At 69.3% G+C, this 20,435-nt stretch carries 17 protein-coding genes; 10 read left to right on the top strand and 7 right to left on the bottom strand.

The window, feature by feature from the left end:
• Positions 1–88: 88 nt before the first annotated feature.
• Positions 89–829: an aldehyde dehydrogenase family protein gene (locus LO772_RS36140; protein WP_331717286.1), complete on the bottom strand. Its 741-nt coding sequence runs from the start codon at positions 827–829 to the stop codon at positions 89–91.
• 11 nt (positions 830–840) lie between these two features.
• A complete protein-coding gene (locus tag LO772_RS36145; RefSeq protein WP_331717287.1) occupies positions 841–1,587 on the bottom strand; it encodes an aldehyde dehydrogenase family protein in 747 nt (248 codons plus the stop codon).
• 690 nt (positions 1,588–2,277) lie between these two features.
• Between LO772_RS36145 and LO772_RS31030 the strand changes: the two genes are divergently transcribed.
• A complete protein-coding gene (locus tag LO772_RS31030) occupies positions 2,278–3,174 on the top strand; it encodes a hypothetical protein (RefSeq protein WP_231775344.1) in 897 nt (298 codons plus the stop codon).
• Positions 3,175–3,342: 168 nt separating this feature from the next.
• Here LO772_RS31030 and LO772_RS31035 read toward each other — a convergent pair whose 3' ends face one another.
• On the bottom strand, positions 3,343–4,824 hold the full coding sequence (locus LO772_RS31035; RefSeq protein WP_231775345.1) for an aldehyde dehydrogenase family protein: 1,482 nt from the start codon (positions 4,822–4,824) through the stop codon (positions 3,343–3,345).
• Between the two features lie 293 nt (positions 4,825–5,117).
• Here LO772_RS31035 and LO772_RS31040 point away from each other — a divergent pair, with 293 nt between their 5' ends.
• From LO772_RS31040 to LO772_RS31055, 4 genes are all read left to right on the top strand, one after another.
• A complete protein-coding gene (locus LO772_RS31040) occupies positions 5,118–6,722 on the top strand; it encodes a GMC family oxidoreductase (protein ID WP_231775346.1) in 1,605 nt (534 codons plus the stop codon).
• Positions 6,723–6,745: 23 nt separating this feature from the next.
• The gene (locus tag LO772_RS31045) at positions 6,746–6,982 is read left to right on the top strand and encodes a ferredoxin (protein ID WP_269453121.1); all 237 of its coding nucleotides are present in this window, start codon (positions 6,746–6,748) and stop codon (positions 6,980–6,982) included.
• Positions 6,983–7,005: 23 nt separating this feature from the next.
• Complete coding sequence (locus LO772_RS31050; protein WP_231775348.1) at positions 7,006–8,205, top strand: cytochrome P450; 1,200 nt, start codon at positions 7,006–7,008, stop codon at positions 8,203–8,205.
• A gap of 585 nt (positions 8,206–8,790) precedes the next feature.
• Positions 8,791–10,185 carry an ABC transporter substrate-binding protein gene (locus LO772_RS31055; RefSeq protein WP_231775349.1) on the top strand — a complete coding sequence of 465 codons (1,395 nt, stop codon included), beginning with the start codon at positions 8,791–8,793 and terminating at the stop codon, positions 10,183–10,185.
• A gap of 119 nt (positions 10,186–10,304) precedes the next feature.
• Here the strand turns inward: LO772_RS31055 and LO772_RS31060 are convergent, their stop codons facing one another.
• Both LO772_RS31060 and LO772_RS31065 read right to left on the bottom strand, forming a co-directional pair.
• Entirely contained in the window at positions 10,305–11,726 is a 1,422-nt protein-coding gene (locus LO772_RS31060; protein ID WP_231775350.1) for an acyl-CoA reductase, read from the bottom strand.
• Entirely contained in the window at positions 11,723–13,081 is a 1,359-nt protein-coding gene (locus LO772_RS31065; RefSeq protein WP_231775351.1) for a hypothetical protein, read from the bottom strand. Before LO772_RS31065 ends, LO772_RS31060 begins: the two co-directional genes overlap by 4 nt.
• Before the next feature lie 314 nt (positions 13,082–13,395).
• Here LO772_RS31065 and LO772_RS36150 point away from each other — a divergent pair, with 314 nt between their 5' ends.
• Positions 13,396–14,334: a metalloregulator ArsR/SmtB family transcription factor gene (locus LO772_RS36150; RefSeq protein WP_331717288.1), complete on the top strand. Its 939-nt coding sequence runs from the start codon at positions 13,396–13,398 to the stop codon at positions 14,332–14,334.
• Positions 14,335–14,354: 20 nt separating this feature from the next.
• Here the strand turns inward: LO772_RS36150 and LO772_RS31080 are convergent, their stop codons facing one another.
• Together LO772_RS31080 and LO772_RS31085 are read right to left on the bottom strand one after the other, a co-directional pair.
• Positions 14,355–15,707, bottom strand: coding sequence for an acyl-CoA dehydrogenase family protein (locus LO772_RS31080; protein WP_231775352.1), 1,353 nt, complete (start codon positions 15,705–15,707; stop codon positions 14,355–14,357).
• Between the two features lie 49 nt (positions 15,708–15,756).
• Positions 15,757–16,779 carry a phosphotransferase family protein gene (locus LO772_RS31085; protein ID WP_231775353.1) on the bottom strand — a complete coding sequence of 341 codons (1,023 nt, stop codon included), beginning with the start codon at positions 16,777–16,779 and terminating at the stop codon, positions 15,757–15,759.
• Positions 16,780–17,002: 223 nt separating this feature from the next.
• Here LO772_RS31085 and LO772_RS31090 point away from each other — a divergent pair, with 223 nt between their 5' ends.
• The 4 genes from LO772_RS31090 to LO772_RS31105 all read left to right on the top strand — a co-directional run bounded on the left by LO772_RS31090 (position 17,003) and on the right by LO772_RS31105 (position 20,381).
• A complete protein-coding gene (locus LO772_RS31090) occupies positions 17,003–17,773 on the top strand; it encodes a FadR/GntR family transcriptional regulator (protein WP_231775354.1) in 771 nt (256 codons plus the stop codon).
• Positions 17,774–17,783: 10 nt separating this feature from the next.
• Positions 17,784–18,560, top strand: coding sequence for an SDR family NAD(P)-dependent oxidoreductase (locus LO772_RS31095; RefSeq protein WP_231775355.1), 777 nt, complete (start codon positions 17,784–17,786; stop codon positions 18,558–18,560).
• 96 nt (positions 18,561–18,656) lie between these two features.
• On the top strand, positions 18,657–19,397 hold the full coding sequence (locus tag LO772_RS31100) for an SDR family NAD(P)-dependent oxidoreductase (protein WP_231775356.1): 741 nt from the start codon (positions 18,657–18,659) through the stop codon (positions 19,395–19,397).
• A 168-nt stretch (positions 19,398–19,565) separates the two neighbouring features.
• Positions 19,566–20,381, top strand: a complete 816-nt coding sequence (locus tag LO772_RS31105) for an NUDIX hydrolase (RefSeq protein ID WP_231775357.1) — start codon at positions 19,566–19,568, stop codon at positions 20,379–20,381.
• Positions 20,382–20,435: the final 54 nt, after the last annotated feature.

Here is a 20,435-nt window from a genome sequence, read left to right on the forward strand (position 1 = left end):
CGCCGTACACAGGAGCGGTGCAATCCGCTGCGGCTCAGGGTGTTGCTCGCGGGCGGAGATACCGGCACCCGCACACGTCGGCTTTCCGTCAGCCGGATCGGTCAGAGGAAGCCGCCGGTCCCGCCCGCGTTTTGGATGCCGATGCCGACACCTTTGAGGCGCAGTAACTCCTCGATTCCTGCCGGCCGCCTTCCTTGCCGAAGCCACTGCGTCCGAAGCCGCCGAACGGACGGTTGACGTAGAGGTTCTGCGCGCCATTGATCATGATGTCGCCGGCGCCGAGTTGTTCAGCGACCCGGTGGGCGCGCGCCAGGTCGTTGGTGCGAACGTACGCGGCAAGGCCGTAAGGGGTCGAGTTGGCGATCTCGATGGCCTCGTTCTCGGTGTCGAACGGAATGATCGACAGGACCGGGCCGAAGACCTCGCCCTGGGCGAGTTCGGAGTGCGGGTCCACGTCAGCGAAGACCGTCGGTTCGATGAAGTAGCCGTCCGCGAGGTCGCCGCCGAGCCGGGCACCGCCGGACACCAGCCGGGCGCCCTGGGCAGGTGCGCGCTCGATCATGCCCAGGATGCGGTCGACCGCGGCCTGACTGATGACCGGGCCGACGAGCGCGCCTTCCAACGGGTCGCCGATGGTGAAGCTTTTGGCCAGTGCCGCGACGCGTTCGACGGCCTCGTCGTAGCGCGGGCGTTGCACCAGCATCCGGGTCGGGAACGAGCAGCCTTGGCCCGCGAGGAAACCCACGGACAGGAAGGCGCCGTGCACACACGCCGCTTCAATGTCCGCGTCCTCGAAGATCAGGTTGGCCGACTTGCCCCCGAGTTCCATGACTGAGGGCTTCATCGACTTGGCGCAGGACTCAAGGATGCGTTGCGCGGTGGCCGGGCCCCGGTGAACGTGATCTTCTGCACCAGGGGGTGGGCGACGAGTGCGGCACCGGCCTCGGCATTGCCCGGCAGGAGGTTGATGACTCCGGAGGGGAAACCGGCCCGGCCGACCAGGTCCATGAAGAGTTCGCAGGCGTACGGCGTGATCTCCGGGGGCTTGATCACCGTCGTGTTGCCGGCCGCCAGCGCCGCGGGCACCTTCATGCCGATGTCGCCGACAGGGCCGTTCCAGGTCACAATGGCGCCGATGACGCCGTAGGGCTGGGCGATCGTGTAAGAGAACTCGCCGGTGGCGGCGATGCCGGCCACGACGTCGGACGACAGCTTGTCGGTCCAGCCGGCGTAGTAGCGGGGCCACTCCGACATGAGGCCTGGGTCCGGCATGTACGTCATGCCGGTGTCGATGCAGCTGAGTCGGGCCAGTTCGGCGGCGTTCTCGTCGACGAGGTCGGCGAGGCGCAGCAGCAGGCGGCGCTTCTCTGCCGGTGCCGTGGCCCGCCAGACGGGGAAGGCCTCGTGCGCGGCCCGCACGGCCTCGTCGATCTCCTGTTCACCGGCGAGCGGAATGACGCCGTCGGCCCGACCGGTGCAGGGGTTGATCCGGTTGTGGGTTCCCCCGCTGCCCGAGGTGAGTTTGCGGTCGCCGATGTGGAGCCGCACCGTCGGAACCGATCGGTCGACGGCAGGTGCGTTCGCCATGACGTGACTGTCCTCCGGTCAGGTGGTCGATGTCGGGTGTCGTGTCCCGACCACGTCGTTTCCGGTGTTTCGTGCTGAGGCGAAGAGGCCCGACGGGCGCCGTCGGATCGCCGACGAACCCGTCGAGACGGTCGGCTGTGGCAAAGCGGTACGTCAGGGACGGGCCGTTGGGTTACCCAGACGGTTCGACGGGTGCAGGAGATGCTGCCCAGCATGGTCACAGCGGAGTAAATAGTCAATTCATTCAGCTGAAATTTTGGAGTGTATCCAGTACTGCCGCCTCCAACGGCTGCGCGGACTCGCGCCCCGACGGAGGAGGCCGGTGTGGGTTGTCCGTGCTCGTTGGGCGCCGGGCGTCGCGGCTGCCTCCGGTCGGCGGCGACGGACGCCGCGCAGTCCGCGGGGCCTCGGTGGTTGCGCGTACGACCATGGTCACTAGTCATCTTCGATGAATCAATTGACTGTATCTTTGCGCCTCTGTCACGCTGGTCCGGCACCGCATCGCGGGATGAGACATCGACATTCGCCGCCGCCGGCGAAAGCGCGCGGGGCAGGGACAGACTGCGGCGCGATTCCAGGGATTGGGAGCTGAGTGTGAGTGTCATTCGGCACGACTTCACCATCGATGTCACGGCTGTGATGCCGGTCGATCAGACGGTGACCGGACCTGTCCATGTCACGGCCACCGTCGTGGCCGATCCCGAGGTCTTGTCGGATCGGCCGACTGTCGTTCTGGCGATCCCGGGTGGGACCTACCATCGCCGCTACTGGGACCTGCAGCCTCCCGGCCGGGAGGACTACAGCAAGGCGGCCTGGCTGGCTCGGCGCGGGGTGGTCTTCGTGGCCTGCGACTACCTGGGCGGCGGAGACGGGACGCGCCCCGACGACGGCGATTTCATGACGCTTGAGGTGGCCGCGGACGCCGCGCACGCCGTGCACCGGTTCGTGCGCGAGCACCTTGAGAAGGGTGAGCTCACAGACGCGCTTCCGCCGCTGCCCGATGCGAGTTACGTGGGCATCGGGCAGTCCCTGGGCGGTTTCATCACGATGATGCAGCAGGGCAAGTTCGGGGACTACGCCGGTATCGGGATCTTCGGCACGTCGCCCAAGATCATCGCGAACATCCCCGAACACCGCCGCTTCGAGGGGATTTCGCAGGAGGAGCGCCGGCGGCTGATCATGGAGGACAACGCCAAATCGTCCGGGTTGTCAGTACTTCCCGCGTACCACGGCGCCCCGCGGGAGAACTTCCGCGGCATCTTCCACACCCTCGATGTGCCCGACGATCTGTGGGCCTATGACGAGGCCGAATGCCACACCGTGATCTCGCGGGTCACCGGGACCGACGGCATGACACCCGGTCTCGCCGCGCCGTTCGCCGACCGGATCGATGTGCCCGTGTTCCTGGCCTTCGGCGAGTCCGATGTGTCCGAGGACCCGCGTGCGGAGCCGACCGCCTACCCGCGTTCTCCCGATGCCACGGTCGTGGTGGTGCCGAAGATGGCACACATGCACAACTTCGCCGACACCCGCGTGCGGTTGTGGCGCCGCTTCGCCGACTGGCTGCCGGTCGTGGCGGCTGTCTGACCGGGCCTTCCACACATCTGACAAGGTCCACCGCGCGTCTGACAGGGCACTCCGCTCGATGGGGGGCCGATCCTGTCGTGACGCGATCCCTGCGCCCGGGACCCGACGGTGACGCTGTCGGGTCCCGGGCGCAGCCGGGTAACGCGGTGGCCGGCTTCCCCCGGGGGCTCAGAGGCGACCGATGCCCACGCCCTTGACCATGATGAATTCGTCGAGGCCCGCCTTGCCGCCCTCGCGGCCGAACCCGCTGATGCCGACGCCGCCGAACGGTGTGGCGGCGCACGTGATGGGGGTGGGGCCGGGGTTGACGAAGACCGTGCCGGCCTTCAGGCGCGGGACGAGCCGGTTGATGCGGCGCACATCGCTGGACTGGATGTACGCGGACAGGCCGTACTCGCTGGCGTTGGCCAGCGTCACCGCTTCGTCCTCGGTGTCGAACGAAGCGATGGCCAGCACCGGACCGAACACCTCGTGCTGAGCCAGGGCACTGTCGTTGTCGACGTCCGCGAACACCGTGGGCGCGACGAAGTAGCCGTCGGAGTCGATCGGTTCGCCGCCGTGGACCAGACGTCCGGACTTGTCGGCGACGGCCTGGTCGATGACGGACCGCACGCGGTCCCGGGCCGCGGCGTTGACGAGCGGCCCGATGTAGGTGGTGGGGTCGAGGGGATCGCCGACGGGCAGCGCCGCGATGGTGGCGACCGCTTTCTCGACCACCTCGTCGTAGATGGAGCGCTCGACCAGCAGGCGGGTGGGAAGTGCGCAGCCCTGGCCGGAATTTGCCATCGAGAAGGCGGCGCAGTAGGGGATGACCGAGTCGAGGTCGGCGTCCGCGAACAACAGGTTCGCGGACTTGCCGCCCAGTTCGAAGAGCACGGGCTTGAGGCTCTGTGCCGCGGTGGTCATGATCTTGCGCGCGGTGGCCGGTCCGCCGGTGAAGGAGATCTTGTCCACGCCGGGATGCGCGATGAGTGCTTCGCCCGCGTCTCCCAGGCCGGTGACGACGTTGATGACGCCGTCGGGGATGCCGGCCTGGCGGGCGAGGTCGGTGAACAGGAGTGCGGAGAAGGGGGTGCTCTCGGCGGGTTTGATCACCACGGTGTTTCCGGCGGCGAGCGCCGGGGGGACCTTCATGGCCAGCGACAGCGCGGGCGAGTTCCAGGTGATGATGTGCCCGATGACGCCGTACGGCTCGGCGACCGTGTACTCGACGTTCTCGTGCGGGCTGTAGGCCGCGCCCACCATGCCCTCGATCTTGTCCGCCCAGCCGGCGTAGTACTCGGTCCATTCCGCGACGCGCGGGCCGACGCTCTCGGCCCAACCGCCGAGGGGGATGCCGTTCTCCAGCGGGCAGATCGCCGCGAAGTCCTCGATGTGCTCGCGGACCAGTTGCGCGAACCGGACCAGGAGCCGCCGACGGTCCGCCGGACGCATCGTGCCCCATACCTCGAACGCGGCGCGGGCCGCCGCAACGGCGCGGTCGACCTCCTCGGCACCGGCCAAGGGAATGCGTGCTTGTACGAGGCCGGTGGCGGGGTTGACGTGTTCGTACACACCGCCGCTCGCCTCGGTGACGTCGTCGGCGCCGATGACCAGGCGCGGGCGAGGCAGTACGCTCTCGGCCTTCCGCCGGTGCAGATCCAGGTCCACGGTTACCACGGAACCCCCTGAAAGGTGAGGTGTGTCGTTGCGGTGGAGTGCTGCGGCGCGTTGCGTGACCTCGCGGCACCGACAGTAGCTGAAACATTAAGCTTATTTTTCTGTATCTATCAAGGCTTGGCCGCCGGTTCGGCGGCATGGGGGGCTTCGCTGATCATGTGGCCTTGCTTCTGGGCCGAAAAAGCTTAATTCGTTGACTCAATTAGGTGTTCCTGGCAATCTGATTCGACGCTCCCGGCGGGCCCACGGTTCGCCGCCGCCGACCACAACAGAAGGGTGATCGCGTGGCAGAGTTCGACTACATCATCGTCGGGGCGGGCTCGGCGGGATGCGTTCTCGCCCACCGCCTTTCCGAAGACCCGGGTACGACCGTCCTGTTGCTGGAGGCCGGGGCGCGCGACACCTCGCCGCTGTTCACGATCCCCAAGGGGTTCGGGAAACTGCTGGGCGATCCGGGAAAGGTGTGGCACTACCCGGTGGAGCCGATCAACTCCCATGGCAAGGTCGAGCACTGGGTCCGAGGAAAGACGCTCGGGGGATCCAGCTCGGTCAACGGCATGGTGTACAACCGCGGCCACAAGGCGGACTACGACGAACTCGAACGCCTCGGCAACCCCGGGTGGGGATGGGACACCATCCTGCCGATCTTCAAGCGGATCGAGGACAACCGGCTCGGGGCGTCGGCGGTCCGCGGTGAGGGTGGCCCCCTCCCGGTGTCCACGGCCGCCGCCGACCGCGATCAGCTCTGCGATGAGGTGATCGCGGCCGGGGAGCGGCTCGGGTGGCGTCGGACGGACGACCTCAACTCCGGCGACGACGAACGTATCGGCTACTCCATGGCCACCATCAAGAACGGACAGCGTTTCAGCGCCGCCCGCGTGTTCCTGCGTCCGGTGGCCAAGCGTCCGAACCTTACGGTGTCGGTGAACTCCCAGGTGACGCAGGTGGTGTTGGAACACGGCCGCGCGGTCGGGGTGCGCGCGCGCCGAAACGGCGCGGAGACCGAGTTCCGCGCCCGGCGTGAGGTGATCCTGTCCGCCGGCAGCATCGCCACGCCGCAACTCCTCCAACTCTCCGGCATCGGGCCCCGCGAGGTACTGAAGTCCGCCGGCGTCGATGTGCGCGTCGACAGCCCGAACGTGGGCACCCGGATGCTTGAGCACCGCTGCATCGTCGCGCAGTTCCGGCTGGTGGACGACCTCGGGTACAACCGGATGCTGAGCACCCCGTTGCGGCAGAACGTGTCCGGCGTGAAGTACCTGATGACGCGGCGCGGGCCACTGGCGGCACCGGCCTTCAATGTCATCGGCTTTTTCAAGAGCAAGCCGGAGTTGGAGCGCCCGGACTCCCAGATGCTCATCGCACCCATCTCCCTGGGACCGGACGTGCCGGGCAAGGAGACCCAGGTCGAACGGGAGCCGGGCATCATGGGTCTGGCCTTCGTCCTGCGGCCCACCTCGGAAGGGGCGCTGCACATCACGTCGGCTGACCCGGACGCGCCGTTGACGATCAAGGCGAACTACTTCCAGACCGAGTACGACCGCACGGTGGGGGTCTCGCTCCTGCACCGGATGCGCGAGCTGTTCGGCACGGACCCCGTGGCGCGACGGATCAATTTCGAGTCCTTGCCCGGTGTCTCGGTCCGGGACGACGACGACATCCTCAACGCGGGAATCGAACACGGGCGCTGCGGATACCACGCGGTCGCCACCTGCGCCATGGGCCCGGGAGAGGACGACGTCGTCGACGCCGAGCTGCGCGTCCGCGGCGTCGACGGACTGCGGATCGTCGACTGCTCGGTCATGCCGACGATGGTGTCCGGCAATCTCAACGGTCCCATCATGGCCATGGCCTGGCGCGCCGCCGACCTGATTCTCGATGGGGCCTGACCGCGCACACGCGCCCCGGGCCGATGCGCCCATCGAGCCAATCGCCTTCCACGGAGGTTGTGTTGCGCATTCTCTTCGATCGCGAGCGTTGTCAGGGGCATGCGATGTGCGCCTTCGCGGGCCCCGACGCCTATCCGCTCGACGACTCCGGCCACAACGAACTTCCCCCCGACTCCCCGGTGGACCCGGGGCTGGCCGACCAGGCACGACAGGGTGCCCTCCAATGCCCCGAGCGGGCGATCACCATCACGGACGCATGACTCGCAGTCGAGTGGAGACTCACGTGGACGAAGCACGGTTCGACTCCAGGCTGTCGTCACTGGCGATGGCCGTACGCGACCTCTCCGATCCCCAGGCCATCTACGCCCAGAAGGCGGGCGAGGTCAGGTCCGAGCGGATCGACGGTGTGGTGCACCTGTACCGGCACGACGACATCGTGCGCATCAACCGGCACCCCGGAATTCTGGGAAACGGCGGCCGGGGCGGCAGCTTCGCCACCGGAAAACCGCTGATCCCGCTGGAGATCGACGGACCCGACCACGCCAAGTGGCGGCGCCTGCTGGACCCGTTCTTCGCCCCGAAGCAGGTGCGGCTGCTTGAGGAGTCGGTGCGTGCACTGACCCGGGAACTCGTCCGGACCTTCCACGAGGCCGGCGAGACGGAGCTGTACGAGAGCTTCTGCGTCCCCCTGCCCTGCCTGACGTTCCTCCGGCTGATCGGCGCGCCGGTGGAGGACCTGGACTTCTTCCTGGAGTTCAAGGACGGCGTGATCCACCCGCAAGGGGAGACCGTCGAGGAAATCGAAGCCAACATGGCGGTGGCCGGCGCCAAGCTCTACGAGTACTTCGGGTCGTTCCTGCCCGAGCGCCGCGCCGAGAAGGAACCCCGGCATGATGTGATCAGCGCCCTGCTCGCCGCGGAGATGGACGGCGCCCCGATCCCGGACGAGGACCTGCTGAACATCCTGTTCCTGCTGATGTTCGCCGGCCTGGACACGGTCACGTCCGCTATGTCGTGCATGTTCGCCTGGCTCGCCCGGCATCCCGACGAACGCCGCCTCATCGTCGCGGACCCGGCACTCGTCCCGGGCACCGTCGAGGAACTGCTGCGCTACGAGTCCCCGGTCCCCGCGGGCATGCGCTTCAGCACGGCCGACATCGATCTCGGCGACGGATTGGTGATCAAGGAGGGCGACGCCATCCACGCCGTGTGGGCGGCGGCGAACGTGGATCCGACCGCGTTCGAGGACCCGCTGCGGGTCGACATCCACCGTGCGCGGCACACCCACATCGCGTTCGCGAGCGGCATGCACAGGTGTCTGGGGTCCCACCTCGCACGACTCGAACTCAGGCTCGCCATCGAGGAGTTCCACCGCCTGATCCCGGAGTACGAGGTGCCCCCCGGCGCACAGCTCAAGTACGGCAACGTCGCCGTACGCGCGGTTCAGCACCTGCCCCTGCGCTGGGACACGACAAGCCCGTGATGCCGTGACGGCTGTCGGCGTCAGTCCAATTCCTGTGTCGGCCACGGTGGTTCCGTGGTCGACACAGTTGCTGTCCGCGGTGCCGACCAGGTGCGGGTGCGGGGCGCCGCGCGAGCAGACTGTCGGGTAAAAAAGTCAAATGAGATGCCTGATTCCGCTAATATTGCCAAGCTGCAGAGCGCCCGCCTGCTGGGCCATGCGGTGATGGGCGATTCCGTCGACCGCGCGGGGCGGTTTCGGTGCCTCCGCTGCCACGACGCGTCCGTTGTCGCACACGAAGACGACGCGACCGCTCGGCGGTCGGCACTTTCACGTCCGCGACACACAAGGAGGGGGGACACACGCGTGATCCCAGAAGATGGTTCCCGGACACCACCGACAGGATCTTCGCGAAGACCAGCCGGGAGCGGTCAGGGAGCAGGCGCGCCGATACGCCGGAGGGCGTTTCTCGGCGTCGTGGTGACGGCCGCGGCTGCCGCCGCGGCGGCAGCGTGCGGTGGGGGGAACGGTGGGGGAGCGTCGGAGACGCTCCCCCCGGGGCGGGGTGGGACGCTCACCTTCCTGACGATCGGCGAAGCCCCGACCATGGACCCGTTCGGGGTGCCGTCCGACGCGGTGGTGTACGGAAATCGGTTGGCCGCTGTGTACGACCTTCTCGTCGAGACCAGCCCCGGCACCGGGGCGACGGTGCCGCGCCTCGCGCAGAGCCTGGTGCCCTCGGCGGACTTCCGGGAATGGGTCGTCAAGCTCCGGCCCGGCGTGCGTTTCAGTGACGGGACGCCGTTCGACGCCGCGGCTGTCAAAAAGACCTGGGACATGCACGGTCGGCCCGAGGTGCGGTCCGTCCACGCCGTCGCCGTCCAAGGACTGCGGACGGTGGTCAGGGACCCGCTGACCTTGGTCGCGACGCTGGACATGCCCAACGCGAACTTCGACCGCATGATCTCGCGCCATCTCAACTTCATCGGTTCGCCCGCGGCGCTGGCGAACCTGGAGGCGTTCCGGTCCAGGCCCGTCGGTGCCGGGCCGTTCGTCCTGACCGAGTGGGTCAAGAACGACCGGCAGGTCCTTGTCCGCAACCCCACGTACTGGCAGGGTCCCGCCCCGTTGGACGGGCTGGTGTACAGGGTCGTGCCCGAAACGGAGTGGCACCCCGACATGATCGCCGATGGGGAGGCCAACGTCTCCGTGATCAACTCGGCCCGCGTGGCGGAGCACGCCCGGAGACGAGGCCTCGGAACGTCACGGGTCCCGGTCTCCGGGGGGCAAATGCTGATCTTCAACACCACCCGCGCGCCGTTCGACGATCCGCGCGTACGGCGCGCGGTGGCGCTCGCCCTGAGTACCAAAGCCGTCAACGATGTGGCGTTCGGAGGGGCCGGCACGCCGGCCCGCGGCATCTTCACGACCGCTTCCCCACTGACCAACATCAACCTGATCGCTCCCGACAACGATCCCGACGAGGCACGGCGCCTGTTCGCGGAGCTGACGGCGGGCGGGGCGAAGCCCGTGGAGGCCACGCTGCTCGTGCCGCCGGTCGCCGAGACGGAAGCGATCGCCGAGTACGTCGCCACGACGCTCAACGCGTATCCCGGCGTGCGCATCACGACGCAGCGGACGTCGGTGGAGGAACTGGTCGACAAGGTCCGGGTGCGTCAGGACTACCAGATGTCCTTTTACCAGGTGTGGGCCGATGACCCGGATCCGTTGATCTACGGTTTCCTGCATTCGGCGAGTGCCGGAAACGTGACGCGCTATTCCAGCCGCGAGGTGGACGCCGCACTTGAGGCGGGGCGGGCGGCCAGCACGGTCGACGCACGGCGGACCGCGTACACGCGTGTTCAGGTGCAGATGAACAGCGATGTGCCGTGCTGGGTGTACGCGGAATCCGAGTCCGTGGGCCTGTGGGGGGACAACGTCCGCGGCGCCCGCATGTTCAACGACGGCGTGGTCGACCTGTTTCAGCTCGGCCTGGCATAGGTCTCTCGGTGGCGCCCGGCCTGTCATGGGTGGGTGCCGTCGGGGAAATCGCCGAAGCCGCGTCGGGGAGGCGGGTGTGTGGGCCGCCTCCCCGACTCGGCTTGGCTTCGGCGCCGGGCTCAGCCTTCGTCGTTCACCCAGCGCACGAAGCGGTGCAGGGGCAGGAACCCGTCGTGGGGCAGGCCTGCCTCCATCCCCACCGCGCCGCCGAGCTCCACGACGCGCTGTACGCCGGCCGCCGCCAAGCCGTCCCTGACCTCCGCCTTGCGTTCGGAGGGGTAGACGCCGACGGTCTGGGTCGCCACGTTGGCGTGGCGCAGGCCGTCCGCGAGGCTGCGCACCCGGACGACGTTGACCACGCGCCCGTCCGGATGGAAGTCGACCGGCTCCTCGGAGCGTACGACGACTCCCGTACCGCTGTAGTCACCCCACACGCGGTACAGCCCTTCGATGTCGCGCATGCCGTCGATCTCCTCCCGCAACGCGGGCGGCAGGGGGGAGCCGACGGCCGAGCAGGTCGGCCGCTCCACGCCAAGCCGTTCGTGCAGTGCCGCGCAGAAGCGGTCCACCTGGTCGGTGGTGCCTTCCACGAACTGGAACCGGCTGGAGGCGCAGGCCTGTTGGTTCATGCCGGTGGCGTCCGTGGCGGCGCGGTCGGCGGCGTCGGCAAGGGTCTTGTCGGAGACGAACGCCTCCTTGCCGATGAGCGAGATCGACGTCTTCGGGTCGAACGCGACCAGTTCGAAGCCCGGCCCCACGTAGCGCTGGGCACTGCGCAGGGCACTCTCGCCGCCCCAGGCGACGAGCTTGTCGAAGAACTGCGGGCGGAAGAGCGTGCCCTCCACCCGCTCGTCGCCGCCACGCCAGTAGACCGCGCTGAACGAGCGGACCACCGGGTGGCCGGGGGCCGCGTCGGCCATGGCGCGCAGGATCGCGGGAGCGGTGAACAGGTCGTTGGACGGCAGCTTGAACAGGTGGACGCCCTTGGTCAGGGCCCCGCGGATGATCGAAAGCGCGGAAACCCCGGGGGCGTTGCCGGCGAGGATGTGCACCAGCCGCGGGGGGAAGGCGCGGACGCGGTGGCGACGGCCGCTCGGTGCGTCGCCGACCTCGCGCCAGCCGTCGACCACGTCGGCGCCGCCCAGCTCCTGGTCCACCTGGAACTCCATCGAGCGCCGGTCGAACAGCCGGGGCAGTGCCGCGTACGAGCGCTCCAGGACGTCGCGGGGGAGAGTACCGGTGCGGACGGCCGCGTCCAGGGCCTCGGCCATCAGACCGTCCGGGTCGGCGGCGATGCGCTTGCCTGTCTCGACCAGGACGTCCATGACCTCGGCGAGCGGTACGTCGAGTGCGGGCGGCGGCTGGATGCGCGGCCACACGAGCGCGTCGAGATCGAGTGCCGGTGTGGTGAAACCGCGGTCGGCGGACCCGAATTCGTGTACGGCTCCGGTGACCACGTCACCCTTGATCATGTGGAAGACGGCGGCGCGGGGGCCGGGCGCCGTCGTGGCGGGCGCGATGCCGGTGGTGGGGGTGCTCATGCGCCGATCGCTCCTCGGATGTAGGCGTCGATGGTGCCCGCGCAGCCGATCTTGTCGTCCTCGCCGGGTTGCGCGAAGCGCCTGATGTCGTCCAGCAGGGTCGGTCCGGAACGGCCGCAGGCGCATTGCCCGGAGAAGTCCGCGGTGACGGCGTCACCGGTGATGATGCCGCCCCACCTGCCTTCGTGGGCGAGATCGAGGAAGGCGAAGCGGCCACGTACCAGGCCGTCCGGCCCGGCGTCCTCCGGCCCGAGGGCCTTGTCGCCGGTGTCGTCGAGGACGAGGATGATCAGTCCGGCCGCGCGGTGGTAGCGGCCCGCTTCACAGCGGGGCATCAGCTGGGCCAGTTCGCTCATGCCGTAGTGCCCCGGCCGCACCACGTCGCCGTAGAAGGCGGCCACTTGCTCCCGGTAATCGGCCGGCAGCGGGATGCCCTTGATCCCACCGCCGGCGTTGACCACGGAGTCGGGGTGGAAGTCGCCGTCCGGGATGCCCCGCTCGCGCGCCCGCTCCATGATCATCATGTGCTGCGCCCACACGCCGCTGAGGAAGATCGGTTGATGCCGGTGGTCCAACAGCAGATCGGTGAACTTCGCCAGGGCTTCCTGGCCTTGGGCGGCTTTGGTGGCGGAGGAGGATTCGGCCTCGGCGATCTCCTGGGGGGTCGCGCTGCCGTCGGCGAGTTTCCTGCGCAGGATCGCCGTGCGGCTGATGTCGGCGGTGCGCAGCGGCTCGTCGATGAGTGCGTGGACGGCGCCGGGGCGGGCCCAGTGGGCGGCGTTGAGGTTCGCGGCCTCCACGGCGCTGTTGGCGCCGGTCAGCGGGCCGAGCCAGAAGAACGGCCGGTTTCCGTCGGGCCGCGCGTGCGGGTAAGCGACCGTGTGCAGGAAGTGGCGCTTCTTGCGCTCGCGGTCGGCGCGGCTGTGGTTCAGGAAAGAGCACTTGCCGGACGTGCCGCTGGTGACCACCAAGAGGTGCCCGGCGTCCTCCAGCCGGTCGATCCAATCGTCCACGTCCGTCACGCCCTCGACGTCGACACCGGTGACGTCGTCGGCGGAGAGGGTCTGCAGCCACTGGAGCATGCGGTCCCACCGGCCCTGGTCGACGAAAGACTGCGGGTAGGACTTGTACGCGGTGTGCGAGAAGAGGAGCGGGACCAGGTCGTCGACCGAGCCGATGCTCTCGATGCCGGCCTCCTGCGCGCGCCGGCGCAGCACCGCGATCCTCCCGCGCTGCTGCTGGAACAACTCATCGGCCGCCTGGAGTTGCCGCACCGCGAGCTCCGCGGTCGGTTGGTTGTACGCCTCGTCCGGATTTTCGATGAGGTCGAGAAGTTCGTGCCGTACAGAGGCCATGCCTGTGTACTCCTCACTCGGGTTGTCGGGGCGGGCCGCGTCGTTCGGACCGACGGCGATGCCCGGCAGTCGGGTTTGCGAGGGATGCGGTACGCGGGTGGTACGCGATGCCCGTTGGCGCGGGCGGCGTTCGAGGGACGTGGCGCCGCGCCACGGGAACTGCTCGCGCTGCCTGGTGGTTTCCTCGGTGAATTCGGACGCTAGAAGCGCGGGGAAGTCGCGTCAAGACTGGTAGATAGATCAAAAGAAATAGATGATTTGAGGTAAGTGGCCACTTGCGAATGCGGTGTGCCCAAGGTGCCCGGAGGTGTCCGATGGACGATGCGTACCGTTCCGTGTGCGATCCCGCGCCGGCGTTGGTCGCTCTCGCGGATCCCACCCGCCGGGCGCTGTTCGAGGCTCTGGCCGCGGCGCCGGCCACGGTCGGCGCGCTGGCGGCGGGCTCGTGTGTGTCCAGGTCCGCGGTCTCGCAGCATCTGAAGGTGCTTTTGGCGGCGGGTCTGGTCGCCGCGACACGGTCCGGCAGATTCCGCACGTACCGCGTACGCGACGACGGTCTGGAGACGCTGAGCGGGTACTTCGCGATGCTCCGCGAGCGGTCCGACGGCGGGCCGCCGGGAGCAGCGGGAACCGGGATTCCGTGGACGCCGCCGCGGCCCGCCGAACCCATGCGGTTCGCCGAGGCGGGAGCCGGGACGGAGAACGGTGATCGGGTCGACCGGGCTGTGTCGCGTTGGCGCGGAGCGGCGCCGGAGGACGACCCGGCTCCGTCCGCTCTCGCGGTCCGGCTGCTGTTGATCGCCCGCTATGTCAACCATTCGATGGACCGGCTCGCGGCCGACGCCGGTCTGGTGGCGACCGATGTGGTGATCCTGGGCACGCTGCGACGCGCCGATCCTCCCCGGGAGAGTTCCCCCGCCGGACTGGCTCGCCGGTCGCTGTTGTCACCGCCGGGGATGGCCAAGAGGCTCGCCCACCTGGAGAGCCTGGGATTGGTGCACCGGAGCCGGAGAGGAGGCTCCGACAGGCGTGGTGTCGTCGTCCGGCTGACCCGGGCGGGCGACCGGCTGTTGGGGGACATCGCCCGTAGGGCGGCGGGGGAGCACCACGCCGTACTGGCCTTGCCCGAGCCCGACGCCTCCCACCTGGCGGCCTTTCTGCGCCAACTGCTGCACCGCATCGAGGCCGCCTCGGGGCACGGCCGCCCGCCGGCACCGGATGTCGTCCACGGCGCGGTGGAACAAGTTCGTTGACCGGCCCGGCCGTTCCCGGGTCAGCCGAGCCGGGCTCCGGGATTTCGGGCGACGCTGTCGTCCGCGTCCCGCGCCGCCGCCCACGTCGCCTGCTCGGCCAACGCGTCCCGGTGGTGGTCCCGGGCCTCGGCCAGTCGGCCGGGGATCCATTCGCCGGGCCAGAGGCCGGGGGCGGGGCGGAAGCCGCGCAGCACGCGGCGTGCGACCGTGGCGGTGTGCACCTCGGTGGGACCATCCCAAATGCCGTACATCGGGACCTGCATCCACATCCGGGCCAAGGGCGTCTCGTCGGAGACCCCCAGCGCGCCGTGGATGTGCACGGCCCGCTCGACCACGTCGTGCACAAGCTTGGCACCCATGTTCTTCAACGCCGCGATCTCGGTCCGCACGTCGGCTGTGCTCGCGTTGTCGATCATCCACGCGGTGTGCATCACGAACAGCCGGTACTGGCGGATCTCGGCCCAGGAACGGGCGATCGCGTCCTGCACGAGTTGCCGCTCGGCCAGTGGCCCGCCGCGCACCCGGCGGCTGAGCGCGCGCTCGCACATCATCTCGAAGGCGCGGGTGGCCACCGCCACCGCACGCATGGAATGGTGCACGCGCCCGCCGCCCAGCCTGGTCTGCGCGACGACGAACGCCTGGCCCTCCCCGCCGAGCATCGCGTCCGCGCCCACGCGCACGTCGTTGTAGCGCAGGTGCGGGTGGGTCATGCCGCCCGGTTGCTCGCCGTAGGTGACGGTGGGACGTACCACCTCGATGCCCGGTGTGTTCCCCGGGACGAGGAACATCGACATGCCGCGTACCGGATCGGCATCGGGGTCGGTGACCGCCATCACGATCAGGAACGCGGCCTGTTCGGCGTTGGAGGAGAAGAACTTCTCGCCGGTGATCACCCACGAGTCGCCGTCACGTACGGCCCGGGTGGTGAACTGCCGCGGATCGGCGCCGGCCTGCGGCTCGGTCATGGAGAAGCAGGAGAAGGCCTCGCCGTCGAGCAGCGGACGAAGGTAGCGTTCCTTCTGCTCCGTGGTGCCGTAGTGCGCCAGAATCTCCGCGTTGCCGGTGTCGGGGCCCTGGACGCCGAAAATGGTCGGCGCCCATTCGTTGCGGCCGATGATCTCGTTCATCAGCGCCAACTTCACCTGTCCGTAGCCGGACCCGCCGAGCTCCGGGCCGAGGTGGCAGGCCCACAGGCCGCGGTCGCGTACCTGCTGCTTGAGCGGATCGATCACCCTGCGCAGCCAGGTTGGGGGCGGGGTGTGGTCCATCCCCGGCCACAGGAGGCACAGTCGTTCGATCTCGGTGTCGACGAAGCCGCGCATCCAGTCCAGTTGCTCTTGGAATTCGGGCTCGGTCGAGAAATCCCATGCCATGGGGGCACTCCTTCGTCGGGGTGACGGGTTGCGCGCGGTCGGTCGCGGATCAGCCGATCGCGGCGCGGGCCCGCGCGATCATGTCCGGGAGTTGGCGGGCGGCTCGTGCGCCGAAGCCGCCCGGGTCGCCGCGGCGTGCCGCGTTCTTGGCGATGAGCGCCGAGGCGGCGGCCAGTTTGTACAGCACCAGTGCACGGAACCAGTCCAGACCGGTCGTGCCGGGGCCGCCCGCGTCGCGGTACGCCTCCAGCAGGGCGTCGGGTCCGGGCATGCCGGGTGCCTTGCGGACCGCGGACGGGTGGGCCGACGGGTCGGCGGTGAGCAGGAACCAGGCCACGTCGATGCGCGGGTCCCCCACGGACCAGATCTCCCAGTCGATCACCGCGCGCAGGCTTCCCGCCTCGCACAAGGTGTTGCCCAGTCGGTAGTCGCCGTGCAGCAGCGTGGCGGGCAGCGCCGCCGGAACGGACGCGGCGAGGCGTTCGGCCACGTGGTCGGCGCCTTCGCTCAGCTCGGGTGGCGCGGTCGCGAAGAGCCGGGCCCAGCGGTCGACTTCGTCCGCCAGGGTGCCGGCCGGCTCGTCGCCCAATCCGACGGCGGAGGGCGTCACCCGGTGCAGGGCGGCCAGGGCCTCGGCGGCGTCGCGTGCACGGCCGGTGATGTCGGCGGCGGAAGGAAGGACGACGTCGGGGTCGATATGTGGTTCGAGGGATTCACCGGGCACGAAGGACATGCCGAACAGCGGGGGCGACTCCGGCGGGTTCCCGGAGTCCTCGAACAGGACCCGCGGGACCGGGATGGCCGGCGTGCCGGCCAGTGCGCGCAGGATCCGGGCTTGGCGCAGCACGTCCCGGTTGCGTACCGGGGCGACTCCGGGCGGTGCCACCTTCAGCACCAGCGGATCATCGCCGTTCTCGGTCCAGTGCGCCAGAAACGTGAGGCTGGACGCGCCGCCCGGGAGTTCGTGCGGGCGGTGCACATCTCGTCCCGATGCCGTGCTCGCCCGTGAGCGCAGCTCGTCGACGTCCAGCCGAGGCCGCGGCGGGCGGTCGGATGAGGGGGATGCGGACATGGTGGGCCTCCCGTAGGGCGAGGGGGCGAGGGGCGGGGCGGGTGAACACCGCTCGACGGCGTCGACGCCGGCCAAACCTTGTGCAGATATTGCTGAATGAGTTAGCTGTATAGCATGATTAAACTCATGGGGCAACGTTGCTGTATCCAGCCAACGTGCGCCTGTGTCCCGCCAATAGGTGTCCGCCCCATTCGGGGAAGGCAGCCGGACGTCGGAGAAGAACATGAGCAGGGTTTCCGTGCCGTCGCCCGCACCGCCGCCGGTGAGCGAGCGCAACCTGGCCGCGCGCACCGCGCGCCGCATCGAGCGGATGATCATCGAGCGGGGCTGGCCGGTCGGCGCTGTCCTGGGTTCGGAGGCGTCCCTGACCGGGCAACTGGGTGTGGGGCGCTCCGTGTTGCGCGAGGCGGTACGCCTGCTGGAGGCGGAGGGTGTGGCACGCCGCCGCCCGGGGCCGGGGGGCGGACTCGTCGTCACCGCACCGGACGCGGACGCCGTCCTCGGTGCCGCGCGCCTGTTCCTGGACTACCGCGGTGTGCGCATCCGCGACCTGTGTGAAGTCTGGGTCGCGCTGGAGACGGCCGCAGTGGCCCGCCTGGCGGAGTCGATCGATGCCGAGGGCGCGACCCGGCTGCGCGCCGTCCTGGCGGCCTCGGGAGAAGCCGACTGCCCGGATCCGGCGGAGATCCCCAACATCCACGTGGAAATGGCGCGCATGTCGGGGAATCCGGCCGCCGAGTTGTTCCTGCGGGTGGTCGCCCAACTGTGCCTGGACTACGGCGTGCGGCGACTGAGCGTGGCGGAACGAGCGTGGCTGCACCGGCGGCACACCGAGATCGTCGAGGCGGTGGTCGCGGGTGACGGCGCGCTTGCCCAGCAGTACGTGCGGCGCTACATCGAGCGCATCCTGGCGCTCGGTGGACTCCCCGGTCGCAGGAACGCCGACGGCATCGAACCGACCGGGCCGACCGGACCCGATCAAGCGAAAGGCTAGGAGCACACCCATGGAAAACCACCGCAGTGCGGCTGCCATCTTCGATCTCACCGACAACGTGGCCCTGGTCACCGGGGGAAGCAGGGGACTGGGCCGGGAGATGGTGCTGGCCTTCGCCGAGGCGGGCGCCGACGTGGTGATCGCCAGTCGCAAGCTCGCCGCGTGCGAGGAACTGGCGCACCAGGTACGCGAGACGACCGGCCGCCGGGCGCTCGCCGTCGCCTGCCATGTGGCGTACTGGGACGACATCGACCGCATGGTCGACACCGTCTACGAGCACTTCGGGCGGGTGGACGTGCTGGTGAACAACGCCGGGATGTCGCCCCTGTACGAGGACGTGTCGAACGTCGGCGAAGACCTGTACGACAAGGTCTTCGGAGTCAACCTCAAGGGGCCTTTCCGGCTGATGGCCCAGGTGGGCAGCCGGATGGCGGCGGGTGACGGCGGCTCCATCCTCAACATCAGCAGCATCGGGGCGGTGCACCCCAACAAGGACGTCATCCCGTACGCGGCGGCCAAAGTCGGACTGAACAGCATGACGGCGTCATTCGCCCAGGCCTTCGGGCCGTCGGTGCGGGTGAACGCCATCATGCCCGGCGGGTTCTTCACCGACGTGAGCGCGGCTTGGGACCGCGAGGCGTTCGACGCGCACGCCGCGCGGACCTTCGCGCTGGGGCGCGGCGGGGAACCGCACGAAATCGTCGGCGCTGCCCTGTACTTCGCGTCCGACGCGTCCAGTTACACCACCGGTGCGGTGCTCGCGGTGGACGGCGGTGTCCCGGCCTGAGTGCCGGAGGCGCCGCGGCGGTGACCGCGCGCCGGGTCGTGCCGTGCGTCCCGGACCGTCATGGACCGGACAACAGAATGAGGGAGAGACATGGTGATGGGGCGTCTTGAGGGCAAGACGGCGTTGGTGACCGGTGCCGGCTCGGGTATCGGCAGGGCGATCACGCTGCGCTTCGCGCGCGAGGGCGCGCGGGTGGTCGCGGCCGATGTGACCGGTGCCCAGGAGGAGGTGGCCGCGGAGGCGGGCGGTGTGGTGCACCCGTACTCCTGCGACGTCGCCGACGAGGAGTCCGTCCGCGGTCTCATCGAGTTCTGCCGCCAGCGATTCGGGCGGCTGGAGGTGCTGGCCAACAACGCCGGGATCAGCGGCGGCCGGGCGCGTATCCACGAGATGCCCATGGCGGAGTTCGATCGGGTCATGGCGGTCAACGTCCGCGGCTCGTACGTGGTGCTGAGGCACGCGCTGCCTCTCCTGCTGCTTGCCGAGGGCGGGGCGTCGGTGGTCAACACCGCGTCCATCGGAGGGTTCCGGGCGACGCCGGAGTCCTCGCCGTACATCGTTTCCAAGGGGGCGCAGATCATGATGACCCGCGTGGCCGCCCTGGAGTACGTCAAGGACGGGATCCGGGTCAACGCGGTGTGCCCCGGGACGACGAAGACGGCGATTCTCGACGGCAGTCCGCCGGAGTTGTTGGAAATGTTGTCCGGCCGCATCCCGATGGGCAGGCTCGGGACTCCCGAGGAGATCGCGAACCTCGCTCTGTTCCTGGCCTCGGACGAGGCGTCCTACATCACCGGCCAGTGCTGGATCGCGGACGGCGGACGCAGCGCGGGGTGACGGGTGCGGACGGGTGTGGCGAGGCTGCCGTGAGCAGTGTCTCCTCCTGTGGTCCGTTCCAGATCCATAGAGTAAAGATCAATCATTCATCTGAATACGAAGACCTGGAGTCGGGATGCGTGGAACGCGGGCTGTGAAGGCATCGGGAACACGTCGGGTGGGCGGTCGATGAGGCCGCTGTCCCCCCGTCTGCTCGGACACTTCAAGGGCTGGGACGGGAGGGTGGCGCCGACGCGCGACGCGGCCACGATTGTGGTGCTCCGTGAGCGTGCGGGGCGACTCGAAGTGTTCCTCATGCGGCGGCAGGCGTCGATGGCGTTCGCCGGAGGCATGCACGTCTTTCCGGGCGGCGGGGTGCAGGAGTCGGACTTCGACGAGACAGTCCCGTGGGCGGGAACACCGGCCCGGGAGTGGGCCGAACGCTTTCGCTGCGACGCGCGGCTGGCCCGTGCGCTCGTCGTGGCCGCCGTGAGGGAGACCTTCGAGGAGACCGGCGTCCTGCTCGCCGGGCCGGACACCGCGACGGTCGTCGAGGACACGCGGGCCCCGGGGTTCCAGGAGGCGCGAACCCGGCTTGAGGCGGGCGACATCTCCTTCGGGGCCCTGCTGCGCGAACGCGGGTTGGTGCTGCGGGCGGACCTGCTCGGAGCCTGGGCGCACTGGATCACCCCGGAGTTCGAACCGAGGAGGTATGACACCAGGTTCTTCGTCGCCCTCCTGCCGAAGGGCCAGAGCGAGCGCGGCCTCGCGGGGGAGGCGGACCGGGCGCTTTGGCTGCCCGCCGACGAAGCGTGGCGCCAAGCGGACGCGGGGGAGTTGCACATGATGCCGCCCACCCGGCACACGCTCCGGGCGCTTCGCGGCATGACGGCCGACGGGGTCATGCGAGAAGCCGCCGACCGGAGTGTCACAACGATCGCACCGAGGCTTGTCCTGGTGGACGGTGTTCCCGGCCTCGACGGTCCCGCCGAGGATCAGATTTGACCGACGAGGGGCCGCCGCGCGTTGGCGCGGCGGCCCCTCCTCAACCGGGTCATT

Source organism: Yinghuangia sp. ASG 101 (genome assembly GCF_021165735.1).
Taxonomy (GTDB): Bacteria; Actinomycetota; Actinomycetes; order Streptomycetales; family Streptomycetaceae; genus Yinghuangia.